Genomic DNA, 14,728 nt, shown 5'->3' on the forward strand with positions numbered 1-14,728 from the left:
CATAGCGACCGGCGGCAATCTTCGCCAGCATAGGAGTCCTCAGATCGCGCCGTTCGACATCAGGCTGACGGCGATGTTCGGCAATATGACGCTGTCGAGGATGCGGATGACGATCAGCACGACCAGCGGCGCAAGGTCGATGCCGCTGATATTCGGCAGCACCCGGCGCAGCGGGCGGTACATCGGCTCGGTCAGCCGATCGAGCCCGTAGTGCAGCGAACTGACGAAGTTGTTCGACGTATTGATGACGTTGAACACGATCAGCAGCGACAGGACGAACTGGACCATGATGATCCACCAGACCACGTTCAGCAGCACCTGGATGATCTGGATAAGGGTAAGCGCGATCACGCGAGGCTCCGGGGGTTAGGGTTCGGACCGGACGTAGCGGGTTCGGGCGTCGGGGAACATACCCAAAGTCCTCCCCTCGCGGGGAAGGACTTGGGCGCTACGCGTGAACCAGGGTCCCTGCGCCGGCCGACGTGAAAATCTCCAGCAACATCGCATGCGGTACGCGGCCGTCCAGGATCACGGCGGCGTCTACCCCGGATTCGACCGCGGCGACGCAGGTATCGACCTTGGGGATCATCCCGCCGCTGATCGTGCCGTCCGTCTTCAGCGCGGCGATGCGCGCCGGATCGAGATCGGTCAGCAGTCGCTTGTCCTTGTCGAGCACCCCCGCGACATCGGTCAGCAGGAAGAAGCGCGATGCGCCCAGCGCGGCGGCGATCGCCCCGGCCATGGTGTCGGCGTTGATGTTGTACGTATGGCCGTCCGCACCCAACGCGATCGGCGCGACGACCGGGATGATGCCGCTGCCCGACAGCGTGTCGAGGATCGTCCGGTCGACCGCCACCGGCTCGCCGACGAAGCCCAGATCGACGTGACGCTCGATTCCCTGCAACGTATCGGGCGTGTCCCTGCCGACCTTCATCGCGGTGACCAGATTGGCGTCCTTGCCCGAGATCCCCACAGCCCGACCGCCGGCCTGCCCGATCCAGGCGACGATCTCCTTGTTGATCGATCCCGCCAGCACCATTTCCGCAATCCGCGCCGTCTCCGCATCGGTGACGCGCAGGCCGTCGACGAAGCGCGATTCGACCCCGAGCCGCTTCAGCATCGCGCCGATCTGCGGCCCGCCGCCGTGCACGACGACCGGGTTGATGCCGACCGCCTTCAACAGCACCACATCCTCCGCGAAATCGCGCGCGAGTTCGGGGTCGCCCATCGCATGGCCGCCATATTTAACGACGAAGGTCTGGCCCGCGTAGCGTTGCAGGTACGGCAGCGCCTCGGTCAGGGTTTCGGCCTTGGCGAGCAGCGCGGCGGTGGCGGTGGAGTCGGTCATGGATCGCGCCTGTAGCGGCGGATCAGCCGGCTTCAAAGTCCGGCGTCAAAACGCCTTGCGATCCAGTCGCCGGCCCAGCGCGACCAGCCCGGTGATCATCAACGGCATCAGCACGATCGACAGGATCACCTTGGTCGCCATCTGACCCGCCATCAGGCCAAGGATCGGGCGTTCGCCGTAGAACGAGATCGAGATGAACAGCAATGTATCGATGATCTGGCTGATGACGCTGGCGATGATCCCGCGCAACCAGACCAGCCGCCCCTCGCCGCGCGACAATTTGGAAAAGATCAGGACGTTGAGCGTCTGCGAGATGCCGTAGGAGATCAGCCCGGCGATCATCATCCGCGCGCTCTGGCCGACGACGACCGGAAAGGCCTCGATCGCCGGCGGGTACATGCCGGGATCATGGGGCAGCGCGATGACGATCTGGATCAGCGCCGCCGATACCAGCAGCGGCACGAAGCCGAGCCGGACCAGCGACGTGGCGACCTTTTGCCCGAACAGCTCGGCGATGGCGCTGGAGAGCGCGACGAGGATCAGGAACGCGAAGATCCCCGCCTCCACCGCCAGCGGCCCGAGCGCGACCTGCTTCACGCCGAGCACACCGGCGATGCAGACCATGCCGCCATACAGGACGGAAAAGACGAACAGCGCGCGGGGAATGGCGACAGGCGCGGCGGCGGGAGGGATTTGCATCGCCACGACGCTAGCGCGTTTCCGCGACCGGGCAAATACTTCCGCGGTCCATGGCGAAGGGCCAGCCCTCCACACATCCTTCGTGACTGTGGAACGTATCGGCGGCCAACCCCGCGCAGATAGGCTTCTTCCATCCCTTGCAGGGAGGGGAGTCGAGAAGCGCGAAGCGGTGGCCAATCCGCTCTGGCCTCACGGAAAAGCGGCTGTATGCTGGCCTGTCGCTGCCGGGGGGCCGCGGCGGTTCATTCCCGCGGGTTGATTGATGCATCGTATCCTGATCGGCATTGCCGGCATTCTCGTCATTCTCGGTATCGCCTTCGCGTTGTCGACCGATCGCCGGGCGATCCGGCTGCGCGTCGTCGGCGCGGCGTTCGCGTTGCAGGCGCTGATCGCGACGATCGTGCTCTACTGGGGACCGGGACGGCAGGCGCTGGCGGGTGCCTCCGCGGGCGTCTCCGCGCTGCTCGGCTATTCGCAGAAGGGCACCGAATTCCTGTTCGGCAAGCTCGCGACGCCCGAGATCGGCGGCCAGAGCTTCGCCATCGCCGCCCTGCCGGTCATCATCTTCTTCGCCAGCCTCGTCTCGATCCTCTACTATCTCGGCGTGATGCAGCTGGTGGTGCGCTGGGTCGGCGGCGCGATCGAGAAGGTCGTCGGCACCTCCAAGGTCGAATCGCTGTGCGCCGCCGCCAACATCTTCGTCGGCCAGTCGGAATCGCCGTTGGTGATCCGCCCTTATCTCGCTGGCCTGACGCCGCCGCAATTGTTCACGGTGATGACCAGCGGCATGGCCGGCGTCGCCGGCACCATCCTGGCGGCCTATGCCTCGATGGGCATCCGCATCGAATACCTCCTCGCCGCCAGCTTCATGGCGGCGCCGGGCGGCATCCTGATGGCGAAGATCATCATGCCCGATCGGAGCGTCGCGCCCGAAGGCGAATTGCCGCTCGGCGACCAGCCCGATGAAGCCCGCCAGATCGCGCTCGCCGAACACCGGATCAGCGGCGCCGGCCCCGCCGCGCTGCTGCCGGAGGGCACGCCGGGCGAGCCGTTGCCCGATGCCAGCCACGACGAGGAAAAGCCCGCCAATCTGATCATGGCCGCGGCTCAGGGCGCGCAGACTGGCGTGCGGCTGGCCGTGGCGGTCGGTGCGATGGTGCTGGCCTTCGTCGCACTGGTCGCGCTCGCCAACGGGCTGCTGGGCGGCCTCGGCAACATGGTCGGCCTGCCCGGCCTCAGCTTTCAGGCCCTGCTGGGCTATGTCTTCCAGCCGGTGATGTTCCTGCTCAACGTGCCATGGAACGAGGCAGCGATCGCCGGCGGGCTCTTCGGCGAGAAGATCGTGCTCAACGAATTCGTCGCGTACATCGATCTCGGCCAGCAGACGGCGCTGTCGCCGCGCACGGTGGCGGTGGTCACCTTCGCACTGTGCGGGTTCGCCAATTTCTCGTCGATCGCGATCCAGATGGCGGTGACCGGCAGCCTCGCCCCGAACCAGCGGCCGATGATCGCCAAACTCGGCCTGCGCGCGCTGGCCGCGGGCAGCCTCGCCAATCTGATGTCGGCGGCGCTCGCCGGGTTGCTGATCGGCTGATCGACCGCGCGTGACGGGCCTCAAGCGCACGTTGGGGTCCGGCCAGCTCGCGATGATCGCGATCGGCGGCGCGGTCGGCACCGGGCTGTTCCTGGGCAGCGGCTTCGCGATCGGGCTCGCCGGGCCCGCCGTGCTGGTGAGCTATGCCATCGGTGGGCTTATCACGCTGGCGCTGATGGGCTGCCTTGCCGAGATGACGGTGGCGGACCCGGCGACCGGATCGTTCGGGCTGTTCGCCGAGCGCTATCTCGGCCGGTTCGCCGGCTTCCTCGTCCGCTACGCCTATGTCACCTGCATCATCCTCGCGATCGGGACCGAGGTGACGGCCGTCGCGATCTACATGCGCTACTGGGCACCCGACGTGCCGGGCCTGTGGTGGATCGCGGGCTTCGCGCTCGCGCTGCTCGCGGTGAACCTTGCCAGCGTGCGGCTGTTCGGCGCGGTCGAGTACGTCTTTTCCGCCATCAAGATCGCCGCGATCGTGGCGTTCGTCGCCGTCGGGCTGTGGGTGATCGCACGCAGTGGGGTCGGGCTGAGCCATTACACCATGGACGGCGGTTTCGCGCCGCACGGGATCGGCGGCATCTGGACCGCCGTCATCGTATCGATCTTCAGCTATCTCAGTATCGAGATGATCGCCGTTGCCGCGGGCGAGGCACGCGATCCGGAGCGGGCGATCGTGAAGGCGTTCCGTTCGACGATGCTGCGGCTGGCGCTGTTCTACCTCGGCAGCCTTGCGGTGATGCTGGCGATCGTGCCGTGGACGCAGGCCGGAACCGCGACCAGCCCGTTCGTCACGGTGATGCAGGCGACCGGCGTGCCCTATGCGGCGGGGATCATCAACGCGGTGGTCCTGATCGCGGCCCTGTCGGCGATGAACAGCCAGCTCTACACCGCCTCGCGGATGTTGTTCAGCCTCGCCGAAAGCGGTCTCGCGCCTGCTGGCCTCGCGCGGGTGAACGGACGCGGCGTGCCGGTGGGGGCGCTGCTGGTATCGGCGGCGGGGATCGGCGTCGCGGGCGGCGTCTATGCGTGGCGGCCCGATGCGGCATTCGGGGTGATGATCGCGGTGTCGATCTTCGGTGCGCTGTTCACCTGGGGCATGATCTTCGTCACGCATCTGGCGTTCCGGCGGGTACACGGCGCGCCGACGGCATTCCGGATGTGGGGCTATCCGTGGACCAGCCTCGCCGGTGCGGGGTCGATCCTCGCGATATTGGCGACGACGCCGTTCACCGGACCGTTCGCGCTGACGCTGGCGTACGGGGTGCCGTTTCTTGTGGTGCTGAGCGCGGTGTACGTCGTGCGGTTCCGCTGATCTCACTCCGTCATCCCGGCGAACGCCGGGACCCATGGACGCACGCGGCTGATGATCGCGCTACACCATGGGCCGGTCGAACCCATGGGTCCCGGCGCTCGCCGGGATGACGGGGTTTGAGGGTATGCGAACACCCGAAACATCGTCATCCTCGCGGAGGCGGGGATCCATATTGGCTGACGACGCGGCTTCATAGTAGAGCCTGCGCCCATGGATCCCCGCCTGCGCAGGGATGACGAACGATCGGCCTACTCCCCAGTCCGCGTCTTCACCCGGTTCGGCAGGTCCTTGCCCTTCGTCCGGCGCGAGGGCAGCTGCACCGGGTTCTTCTTCTTCCACTCCTTGAAGGTCATCGGACCTTCCGGCGTATCGACCATCGTATCGTCCAGGCTCATCGCATCGTCCTCAGCGCGTCGGCTCCGGCGTCGGGCCGCTGTAATCGTAGAAACCGCGTCCGGTTTTCCGCCCGTACCAGCCCGCCTCGACGTACTTCACCAGCAACGGCGCAGGCCGGAATTTGGGATCGCCGGTCCCCTCGAACAACACCCGCGTGATCTCCAGACAGGTATCCAGCCCAATGAAATCCGCCAGCGTCAGCGGCCCCATCGGATGGTTGAGGCCCAATTGGCACGCGAGGTCGATATCGCGGATCGTCGCAACGCCCTCGCCGAGCGCGAAGATCGCCTCGTTGATCATCGGCATCAGCACGCGGTTGACGATGAAGCCCGGCGCATCGTTGGCGCGGACCACCGCCTTGCCCAGCCGATCGGCATAATCCTCGATGACCGCAACGGTCGCGTCCGACGTCGCCAGCCCGCGGATCACCTCGATCAGCCCCATCACCGGCACCGGGTTGAAGAAATGCACGCCGATGAACCGCTGCGGATCGGGCGAGCTCTGCGCCAGCCGCGTGATCGGGATCGACGAGGTGTTCGATGCCAGCACCGCATCCGCCGCCAACACCGCGCCGACATCCTTGAAGATCGCGCGCTTGATCTCTTCACGCTCCGTCGCCGCTTCGATCACCAACCCGCAGTCGCCCATCGTCGCGACGCCGGCGACGGCGTCGATGCGCGCGAGCGTCGCATCCCGGGTGGCGGCGTCGATCTTCTCCTTCTCGACCGCGCGGGCGAGCTGTTTGGCGATGCCCGCCTTGCCGGCCTCGGCACGCTCCTGCGACACGTCGGTGAGGATGACGCGATAGCCCGCCGCCGCCGATACCTGCGCGATACCCGCGCCCATCTGGCCCGCTCCGATGACTCCGACTGCCCGCATGTCACTCTCCTTGTCCGTTTGCCGCGCCATAGCGTCTTTGACGGGCGCCGCCACCCGGATCAGGGCGCCGGGCGCTCTGCCTGCGCCTCGGCGAGGTAGAGCGCGAACAGGCCGTCCGGGTCGGTCCATTCGTGGATCGGCGTCCAGCCGCCCGAGCGCAGAAGGATGCGCGCATCGCGCGATCCGTATTTATGGCTGTTCTCGGTATGCACGCTCTCGCCGGCCGCGAGGGCGAAGGGTCGCCCGTCGACGGTGAATTCGACATCGCGGGTAGCGACCAGGTGCATCTCGATCCGCGCGCGATCGTCGTTCCAGCGCGCTTCGTGGCGGAAGGCATGGATCGGTATCGTGCCGTCCAGTTCGCGGTTGATCCGTTCGAGCAGGTTGAGGTTGAACGCCGCCGTCACGCCGTCCTCGTCGTCATAGGCGGCGACCAGCGTCGCTTCATCCTTGATCCGGTCCATGCCGACCAGCAGCATCGCACCCTCGCCCAGCGACGCCCGCATCGTCCGCAGCAGATCGACCGCCATCAACGGGATCATGTTGCCGATCGTCGACCCGGGGAAGAAACCCAGCTTCGGCGTGTCTGCGACGGTATGCGGCAGCGTGAGCGGCCGCATGAAATCGGCCTCGAACGGCAGCACCAGCAGGTCGGGGAATTGCGCCGACAATATGCGCGAGGATTCACGCAGGAAGTCGCCGGAGATATCGATCGGCACATACGCGGACGGCGCAGTGCAGCGCAGCAGCAACGGTGTCTTGACCGACGATCCCGATCCGAATTCCACGACCGCGCGTCCGCGCCCGGCGATCTCCGCCACTTCCGGACAAATCCGGTCGAGGATCGCCGTCTCGGTCCGTGTCGGATAATATTCCCGCAGCGCCGTGATGTCCTCGAACAATTCCGACCCGCGCCGGTCATAGAACCAGCGGGCCGGAATCGCACGCGGGCGGCGCTCAAGTCCTGCCAGCACGTCGGCGCGGAACTGCGGATCGGCCAGCCTCTGCTCGCCGTCCTCCATTTCGGGCTTCAGCATTCAGAGGTCCTTGGCGAGCCGGACGCCGGTGAATTGCCAGCGCTGGTGAGGATAGAAGAAATTGCGGTAACTGGCGCGCGCATGGCCGCGCGGGGTGGCGCAACTGCCGCCACGCAGCACGAACTGCCCGCTCATGAACTTGCCGTTATATTCGCCGACCGCACCCTCGACCGCACGGAAACCGGGATAGGGGCGGTAGGCGCTGCCCGTCCATTCCCAGACATCGCCGAAGAAGGCGGGGGCGTTCGCCGCGGGCCGGGGTTCGACGGCACCGGCCCTGTCCATCTGGTTGCCGCCGGCGGCGTCATGGGATTGCGCCGCCGCTTCCCATTCGAACTCGGTCGGCAAACGCGCGCCGACCCAGCTGGCATAGGCGTCCGCCTCGAAGAAGCTGACGTGCGTCACCGGGGCGGCGGGGTCGATCGGACGGCGGCCGTCGAGGCCCATGCGCGTCCACGTTCCGTCGCGCTCTTCCCAGTAGAGCGGCGCAACGATGCCTTCTGCCTTCACCCAGGCCCAGCCATCGGCAAGCCAATGGGCGGGATCGCGGTATCCGCCATCGGCGATGAACGCGCTCCATTCGCCGTTGGTGACGGTGCGATCCGCGAGCGCATGGCCGGTCAGCAGCGCGTCATGCCGCGGCCCTTCGCAATCGAAGGCGAATCCGTCGCCGTCATGCCCGATCTGCACGATCCCCGCATCGCGTTCGATCCAGCCGATCGGCGCCGGCACCGCCACCGGCACCTTGGGTGCGGGCGGCCAGATCGCCGGTTCGAGCGGGTTCTCGCCGAACAGGTGCAGCAGATCGGTGACCAGCAGTTCCTGATGCTGCTCCTCGTGATGGCATCCCAGCGCGACCAGCTCCAGCGCCACATCCGGCAGGTCGGGCAGCGCCGCCGCCATCGCGGCGTCGACATGGGCGCGATACGCGCGGACCTCGTCCAGCGTGGGCCGGGTGATCATGCCACGGCGGTCCCGCGCGTGGCGGCGCCCTTCCGCTTCGTAATAGCTGTTGAACAGGAACGGGAATCGCTCGTCGTGCAGTCGATAACCGGGAACATGGTCGCGCAGCACGAACGTCTCGTAAAACCATGTCGTATGCGCAAGATGCCACTTACCCGGTGAAGCGTCGGCCATCGACTGTACGGTGGCATCGGCATCCGACAGCGGCTCGGTCAATGCCAATGTCAGGGCGCGTACCGCCTGATAGCGGCCTGCCAGTGCCTGACCCGGATTGGGAGCGACCTTCAGCATGATGGAACCCTCCCCGGGCGTATTAACGCAAGTTGGGAAAGCGCACGAGATCGGAAAGGGTTGCACCGGCAACGCAGGTTCATACCGCGAGACGGCGACGATCAGCAATCAACGGCGGTCAGCGGCTGGCACCCGGCTTCCACAATATGTCGCCGCCCGCAGCGGCGTTCACTGCACGCGCCGCGACGAACAGCCAGTCGGACAATCGATTGAGATAGGCCAGCGCCGGTGCGTTCAGCCATTCGACCGCCACCGCGCTCCGTTCCGCACGTCGCACGATCGCACGCGCCAGATGCAAAGCCGCAGCGGCGGGATCGCCGCTCGGCAGGACGAAACTGGTCAGTGGCACCAGACCGGCGTTCATCGCATCGATTTCCGCCTCAAGCCGCGCGACCTGTTCGGGCGTGATCCGCAGCGCGCCCGCCATATCCGCCGGTGTCGCGATGTCCGCACCAAGATCGAACAGGTCGTTCTGGATCACCAGCAGCCGCACCGCCAGGTCGTGTATGCCTAGCGCCGCCATCGCCACGCCGATCGCACTGTTCGCCTCGTCGACATCGCCGATAGCCGCCATCACCGGCTCCGCCTTCGACACGCGCGACCCGTCGACCAGACCCGTCGTTCCAGCATCGCCGGTCCGCGTGTAGATGCGATTGAGCTTGACCATCTAACCGATCAGGTACGGCCGGCCGCGAACAGGATCACCACGACGATCAGGATTGCCAGCGCCTGGAAGAAGATGCGTTGCTGCATCATGCGATTGGACTTCAGCGAAGCGGCCGACGGCCCCTCGCCGCCACGAACCTGAGCATGGCTTTCCTGAAGGAAGGCGATGACGCCGCGGACCAGAGCGACCACCGTCGCCAGCATCGCCGCGATCAGCAGAATGACGAGGAACGTGTTCATGCGTCTTATCTAGGCATCGCGTGCAGTAAAGCCAATGGGAAGTCGCCCCGCGCGCAAACCGGCGGCGAGTTCGACTCCGTCCACTCCGGCTGCGCGCATGTCGGCCAGCGCAGGCACGCCGTTGCGCTTGGCCAGCCGCTCGCCATCCGGCCCCAGCAGCAGATCGTGATGACGATAGACCGGCGTCGGCAATCCCAGCAGTGCCTGGAGCAGCCGGTGAATATCGGTCGCCCGGAACAGGTCTCGTCCGCGCACCACGTCGGTCACACGCTGCGCCGCATCGTCGACCGTCACCGCGAGATGATAGCTCGCAGGCGCATCCTTGCGCGCCAGCACGACATCGCCGAACGCCATCGGCTCGGCAATCTGCGTTCCGACCACCAGATCGTTCCACGTCAGCAATCCCGCATAAGCAACTGCTCCCGCCATATCCAGACGCCACGCGTGCGCCTGCCCCGCCGCGACCCGCGCCGCAGCCGCACCCGGATTGAGCCGCCGGCATGTTCCCGGATAGACCAGTCCATCCGGCCCACGATGCGGCGCGCTGACGCTCGCGGCGATATCCGCGCGCGTGCAGAAGCACGGATAGAGCAACGCCCGCCCCCGCAGATCCGCCAGCGCCCGCTCGTACTCGTCCAGCCGCGCCGACTGTCGTACCACCGGCCCGTCCCACGCGAGTCCCAGCCAAGCGAGGTCTTCGACGATCCCCGCAACATGCTCCTCACGGCTGCGGGTTCCGTCGATATCCTCGATCCGCAGCAGGAACGCGCCTCCTTCTGCACGCGCATGATCGTGCGCCTGGATTGCCGCGAAAGCATGACCGAGATGCAGGCGCCCGGTGGGACTCGGCGCGAACCGGCTGACGACGCTCATCGCCTTTCGTCGCCACGATCAACGCAGACCGCTTGACCATCGTCGGTCCGCCGTGCTGTCATACCGGTGTCACTCTCGTGGGCGACACGGCCTGCGGGTAATCCGTGGGAGGAGCCGTGTTTCATCCCGATCTGATCCGTCATCCCGATTCGTGTCCGGCGCTCGTCCTGAACGCGGACTATACGCCCCTGTCCTATTATCCGCTCAGCGTGTGGCCGTGGCAGACCGCGATCAAGGCGGTATTCCTCGATCGTGTCGATATCGTCGCGCATTACGAACGCGCCGTGCGCAGCCCTACCGCAGAGATCAAGCTGCCGTCGGTGATCGCGCTCAAACAATATGTCCGTCCTTCGGCGTTCCCGGCGTTCACCCGCTTCAACCTGTTCCTGCGCGACCGGTTTTCATGTCAATATTGCGGCGTAGGTCGCGATCTGACGTTCGACCATGTCGTTCCCCGCGCGCAAGGCGGCCGGACGACGTGGGAAAATGTCGTCACCGCCTGCGCGCCCTGCAACCTGAAGAAGGGCGGGCGGACGCCAAAACAGGCGCATATGCCGCTCTACGTCGAACCGATCCGGCCGACAAACTGGCATTTGCAGGAACATGGCCGCGCCTTTCCGCCCAACTATCTCCACGACACGTGGCACGACTGGCTCTACTGGGACGTTGAGCTGGAAGCATGATCGAAGGGGGTCTGGTGTGCACAAGGTGATGTTGGTGGCCGCACTGGGCGTGGCCTTGGCCGGTTGCGGCTCGCGCGACGACAAGGCGGCGCAGGCGGACGCCAATGCGGCAGGCTTCGTGCCCCCGGCCGTGACCAGCCGTGTCGATTTCTCCAGCGCGATGGAGCGCCGCTTCCGGAATCTCGATCGCAACGGTGACGACCGGCTCGACCCTTCGGAACTGCCGCGTCAGGACAGCCGTCTGATGAATCTCGATCGCAACAAGGATGGCGAGATCAGCCTGATCGAATGGGGCGAAGGTACGTTGAAGCGGTTCGACCAGATGGATCTCAACCGCGACGGCACGGTCACCTCGGAAGAGGAAAACGAATGGCGTACCGCCCGCGCCGAGGGCCGCCGCCCCGCAGGTGCGGCGACGCCGCCCGTGCTGGGTGATACGCTGAGCAATCAGGGTACGACGGCACGGTAATCCGTCGAGATCGATCGTCTGGACACGCAATTTCCCATCCGGCAAACGCCGGAATGGCGGATGGTGGAAGGCCGCGGCAAGGGCGGCGGTGGCTGGTGAAGGACACGATGCGACTTGGCCAGTTGCCTCCGCACAACCCCCGCTTCCCGCGGACAAACCCCATACCCTGTTGACCCCGCCGCTACCGCAGCGCAGCATATCGCGCATGGCTACCGTCGACCCCGCTTCGCTCCCCCCCATCGCCAACAACCCGGATGTCCGGTTCCTCGGCGCAAAGCTGGGCGACGTCATCCGTGCCTATGGTGGCGACGCCTTGTTCGAGGCGACGGAGTCCATCCGCCGTGCTTCGGTCGAACGGCATCGCGGCTCGGGTAACAGCGATGCGATCCACCGCCATCTGCAGGATCTGGGCCTCGACGAGACGCTGGATTTCGTTCGCGGCTTCATGCTGTTCTCGATGCTCGCCAATCTGGCCGAGGATCGTCAGGGGATCGCCGCCGAACAGGGCGCCGACGTTGCCGCCGCTATCGCGACGCTGGAGGGCGAAGGCATCGACCGGGCCGCGATCCAGCGCCTGCTCGCTCATGCGCTGATCGTCCCGGTGCTGACTGCGCACCCGACCGAGGTGCGCCGCAAGAGCATGATCGACCACCGCAATCGGATCGCGCAGCTGATGACGCTGAAGGATGCCGGCCGCGACGAAACGCCCGACGGCGACCGGGTCGAGGATGCGATCACCCGCCAGATTGCCTTGCTCTGGCAGACGCGCGTGCTGCGCCGCGAGCGGCTGTACGTTACCGACGAGGTCGAAACCGCGCTCAGCTACATGCGCGACGTGTTCCTGCCGGCGCTGCCCGCGCTCTACCAGCGCTGGGACCGCGCCTTCGGCGAGCGCGTGCCGAGCTTCGTCAAACCGGGGAGCTGGATCGGTGGTGACCGCGACGGTAATCCCTTCGTTACCGCCGATTCGCTGCGCACCGCGCTCGGCCGCGCGTGCGAGGCGGTGCTCGGCTTCTACCTCGACGCAGTGCATGCGCTCGGCGCGGAGCTGTCGATCTCGACCCAGCACGTCCCCGTCGATGCCGCGGTCGAGGCATTGGCGGATGCGAGCGGCGACACCGCCGCAAGCCGCTCCGACGAGCCCTACCGCCGTGCTCTGTCCGGTATCTACGCCCGCCTCGCCGCGACGCACCTCGCGCTCACCGGCAAGCCCGCCGCGCGGCCCGGCCATCTCACCGGAGAGGCGTATCCCGACCCGCAGGCGTTCCGCGCCGACCTCGTCGCTATCGCGCACGGCCTGTCGACCGCAGGCGCGCTCAAGACCGGCGGCGCGCTCGGCCGGCTGATCAGGGCGGTCGAGACGTTCGGCTTCCACCTCGCGACGCTCGACCTGCGCCAGAACAGCGCGGTGCATGAACGCGTCGTCGCCGAACTGCTCAAGACCGCCGGCGTCGAGGACGATTATCTCAGCCTCGACGAGGACGCCCGCGTCGCCCTCCTGTGCCGCGAACTCGCCCATGCCCGGCCGCTCGCCAGCCGCTTCACGACCTATTCCGAAGAGACCGATTCCGAACTCAAGATCGTGCTCGCAGCAGCGGAGGCGCACGCCAAATACGGACCGGCTTGCATCACCAACTATATCGTCTCGATGGCGCAGTCGGTGTCCGACCTACTCGAGATCAACGTGCTGCTGAAGGAGGTCGGCCTCTACCGTCCCGGCGACGAGCCCGGCGCCGCGATCATGGCGGTGCCCCTGTTCGAGACGGTCGGCGATCTGGAGGCCGCGCCAGCGATCATGACTGCTTGGTTCGACCTGCCGGAGATCGCCGCGATCGTCTCCACGCGCGGGCATCAGGAGGTGATGATCGGCTATTCGGACAGCAACAAGGACGGCGGCTATCTGACCTCCACCTGGCAGCTGTCCAAGGCCTCCACCGCGCTGAAGCCGGTGTTCGAGGCGGCGGGCGTCGGCATGCAGCTGTTCCACGGCCGCGGCGGCGCGGTTGGGCGCGGCGGCGGCAGTGCCTTCGCCGCGATCCGCGCGCAGCCCGTCGGCACGGTGCAGGGCCGCATCCGCATCACCGAACAGGGCGAGGTGATCGCCGCCAAATACGGCACGCGTGAAAGTGCGATGACCAATCTGGAGGCGATCGCCTCGGCCACGCTGCTCGCCAGCCTGGAGCCCGAGCGGCTGTCCAATGCCGAGAATGACCAATTCGCCGGTGCGATGGATGCGCTATCCAACACCGCCTTCCACGCCTATCGCGACCTCGTTTACGGTACGGAAGGCTTCCGCACCTTCTTCCGCCAGATGACCCCGATCGGCGAGATTGCCGGCCTGAAGATCGGCAGCCGCCCCGCCAGTCGCAAGAAATCCGACGCGATCGAGGATCTGCGCGCCATCCCCTGGGTGTTCAGCTGGGCGCAGGCCCGCGTCATGCTGCCCGGCTGGTACGGCGTCGGTCAGGCGCTGGCGGCGTTCGAGGACAAGGGGCTGCTCAAGGAGATGGCGCAAGGCTGGCCGCTGTTCGCCTCCAGCCTCGCCAACATGGAGATGGTGCTGGCGAAATCGGACATCGAGATCGCCGGCTATTATGCCGAACTGGTCGAGGACGAGACGCTGCGCACCACGATCTTCACCCGCATCCGCGACGCCTGGCACCAGACGCATGACGGCCTGCTCGAAGTGACCGGTCAGACCCGCCTGCTCGAAAAGCATCCCGCCCTCGACGCTTCGATCCGCCTGCGCCTGCCGTATATCGAGCCGCTCAACCTGCTCCAGATCGAACTGATGAAACGCCACCGCGCCGGCGAGGACGACCCCCGCATCGGCGAAGGCATCCTGCTGTCGATCAACGCCGTCGCGACGGCACTGCGCAACTCAGGGTGAAAACACTCACCCTCCCACCGTCATGCCAGCGCAGGCTGGCATCTCCCGCGGCTCCATCCTGAAATGGGCGGTAGGGTCTACATCATGGCGAGCAAGCCACACAGCATGCTCTACATCGGCGTGACCGGCTATCTCGCCGCCCGCGTAGAGCAGCACCGCCGCGACGTCGGCTCGGCCTTCTGCCGCCGCTACGGGATCGAGACGCTGGTTTACGCGGAGCCCGCCGAACGCATCGAAGTCGCCATCGCCCGAGAAAATATCCTGAAAGCCTGGAAACGCGAGTGGAAATCTGCCTGATCGAAACCGCTAACCCTGAGTGGTTGGACCTGTTCGACACGATCGCCTGAGGCGAAAGGCCCCAGCCTGCACTTAGGGGACAACT

At 66.4% G+C, this 14,728-nt stretch carries 16 protein-coding genes; 6 read left to right on the forward strand and 10 right to left on the reverse strand.

Annotated elements, in window-relative coordinates; translation table 11 throughout:
- Positions 1 to 39: 39 nt before the first annotated feature.
- The 3 genes from LRA87_RS11415 to LRA87_RS11425 all read right to left on the reverse strand — a co-directional run bounded on the left by LRA87_RS11415 (position 40) and on the right by LRA87_RS11425 (position 2,047).
- A complete protein-coding gene (locus LRA87_RS11415) occupies positions 40 to 351 on the reverse strand; it encodes a YggT family protein (RefSeq protein WP_230631587.1) in 312 nt (103 codons plus the stop codon).
- A 97-nt stretch (positions 352 to 448) separates the two neighbouring features.
- Positions 449 to 1,348, reverse strand: a complete 900-nt coding sequence (gene argB / locus LRA87_RS11420; protein ID WP_230631588.1) for an acetylglutamate kinase — start codon at positions 1,346 to 1,348, stop codon at positions 449 to 451.
- 45 nt (positions 1,349 to 1,393) lie between these two features.
- The gene (locus tag LRA87_RS11425; protein ID WP_230631589.1) at positions 1,394 to 2,047 is read right to left on the reverse strand and encodes a queuosine precursor transporter; all 654 of its coding nucleotides are present in this window, start codon (positions 2,045 to 2,047) and stop codon (positions 1,394 to 1,396) included.
- Positions 2,048 to 2,309: 262 nt separating this feature from the next.
- On the opposite strand from LRA87_RS11425, the gene LRA87_RS11430 reads away from it, so the two are divergent.
- Together LRA87_RS11430 and LRA87_RS11435 are read left to right on the forward strand one after the other, a co-directional pair.
- On the forward strand, positions 2,310 to 3,641 hold the full coding sequence (locus LRA87_RS11430; RefSeq protein WP_230631590.1) for a NupC/NupG family nucleoside CNT transporter: 1,332 nt from the start codon (positions 2,310 to 2,312) through the stop codon (positions 3,639 to 3,641).
- Positions 3,642 to 3,651: 10 nt separating this feature from the next.
- Positions 3,652 to 4,959 (forward strand): amino acid permease, encoded by a 1,308-nt coding sequence (locus LRA87_RS11435; RefSeq protein WP_230631591.1) that lies wholly within the window; start codon positions 3,652 to 3,654, stop codon positions 4,957 to 4,959.
- 248 nt (positions 4,960 to 5,207) lie between these two features.
- On the opposite strand, the gene LRA87_RS11440 is transcribed toward LRA87_RS11435, so the two are convergent.
- The 7 genes from LRA87_RS11440 to gluQRS all read right to left on the reverse strand — a co-directional run bounded on the left by LRA87_RS11440 (position 5,208) and on the right by gluQRS (position 10,304).
- Positions 5,208 to 5,354 carry a hypothetical protein gene (locus tag LRA87_RS11440; RefSeq protein ID WP_230631592.1) on the reverse strand — a complete coding sequence of 49 codons (147 nt, stop codon included), beginning with the start codon at positions 5,352 to 5,354 and terminating at the stop codon, positions 5,208 to 5,210.
- A 10-nt stretch (positions 5,355 to 5,364) separates the two neighbouring features.
- Positions 5,365 to 6,234 (reverse strand): 3-hydroxybutyryl-CoA dehydrogenase, encoded by an 870-nt coding sequence (locus tag LRA87_RS11445; protein WP_230631593.1) that lies wholly within the window; start codon positions 6,232 to 6,234, stop codon positions 5,365 to 5,367.
- Positions 6,235 to 6,293: 59 nt separating this feature from the next.
- Entirely contained in the window at positions 6,294 to 7,271 is a 978-nt protein-coding gene (gene egtD / locus LRA87_RS11450) for an L-histidine N(alpha)-methyltransferase (RefSeq protein ID WP_230631594.1), read from the reverse strand.
- Positions 7,272 to 8,525: an ergothioneine biosynthesis protein EgtB gene (gene egtB, locus LRA87_RS11455; protein WP_230631595.1), complete on the reverse strand. Its 1,254-nt coding sequence runs from the start codon at positions 8,523 to 8,525 to the stop codon at positions 7,272 to 7,274.
- A gap of 118 nt (positions 8,526 to 8,643) precedes the next feature.
- The gene (locus LRA87_RS11460) at positions 8,644 to 9,192 is read right to left on the reverse strand and encodes a cob(I)yrinic acid a,c-diamide adenosyltransferase (protein ID WP_230631596.1); all 549 of its coding nucleotides are present in this window, start codon (positions 9,190 to 9,192) and stop codon (positions 8,644 to 8,646) included.
- Positions 9,193 to 9,200: 8 nt separating this feature from the next.
- Entirely contained in the window at positions 9,201 to 9,431 is a 231-nt protein-coding gene (locus LRA87_RS11465) for a twin transmembrane helix small protein (RefSeq protein ID WP_230631597.1), read from the reverse strand.
- Between the two features lie 9 nt (positions 9,432 to 9,440).
- Complete coding sequence (gene gluQRS / locus LRA87_RS11470) at positions 9,441 to 10,304, reverse strand: tRNA glutamyl-Q(34) synthetase GluQRS (protein WP_230631598.1); 864 nt, start codon at positions 10,302 to 10,304, stop codon at positions 9,441 to 9,443.
- A 116-nt stretch (positions 10,305 to 10,420) separates the two neighbouring features.
- On the opposite strand from gluQRS, the gene LRA87_RS11475 reads away from it, so the two are divergent.
- The 4 genes from LRA87_RS11475 to LRA87_RS11490 all read left to right on the forward strand — a co-directional run bounded on the left by LRA87_RS11475 (position 10,421) and on the right by LRA87_RS11490 (position 14,643).
- Complete coding sequence (locus LRA87_RS11475) at positions 10,421 to 10,987, forward strand: HNH endonuclease (protein WP_230631599.1); 567 nt, start codon at positions 10,421 to 10,423, stop codon at positions 10,985 to 10,987.
- Positions 10,988 to 11,003: 16 nt separating this feature from the next.
- Positions 11,004 to 11,456 (forward strand): hypothetical protein, encoded by a 453-nt coding sequence (locus tag LRA87_RS11480; RefSeq protein ID WP_230631600.1) that lies wholly within the window; start codon positions 11,004 to 11,006, stop codon positions 11,454 to 11,456.
- 205 nt (positions 11,457 to 11,661) lie between these two features.
- Entirely contained in the window at positions 11,662 to 14,346 is a 2,685-nt protein-coding gene (gene ppc / locus LRA87_RS11485) for a phosphoenolpyruvate carboxylase (protein WP_230631601.1), read from the forward strand.
- 84 nt (positions 14,347 to 14,430) lie between these two features.
- Positions 14,431 to 14,643, forward strand: a complete 213-nt coding sequence (locus LRA87_RS11490; RefSeq protein ID WP_329958593.1) for a GIY-YIG nuclease family protein — start codon at positions 14,431 to 14,433, stop codon at positions 14,641 to 14,643.
- Positions 14,644 to 14,728 lie beyond the last annotated feature (85 nt).

The organism is Sphingomonas sp. Leaf37, assembly GCF_920939475.1.
GTDB lineage: Bacteria > Pseudomonadota > Alphaproteobacteria > Sphingomonadales > Sphingomonadaceae > Sphingomonas.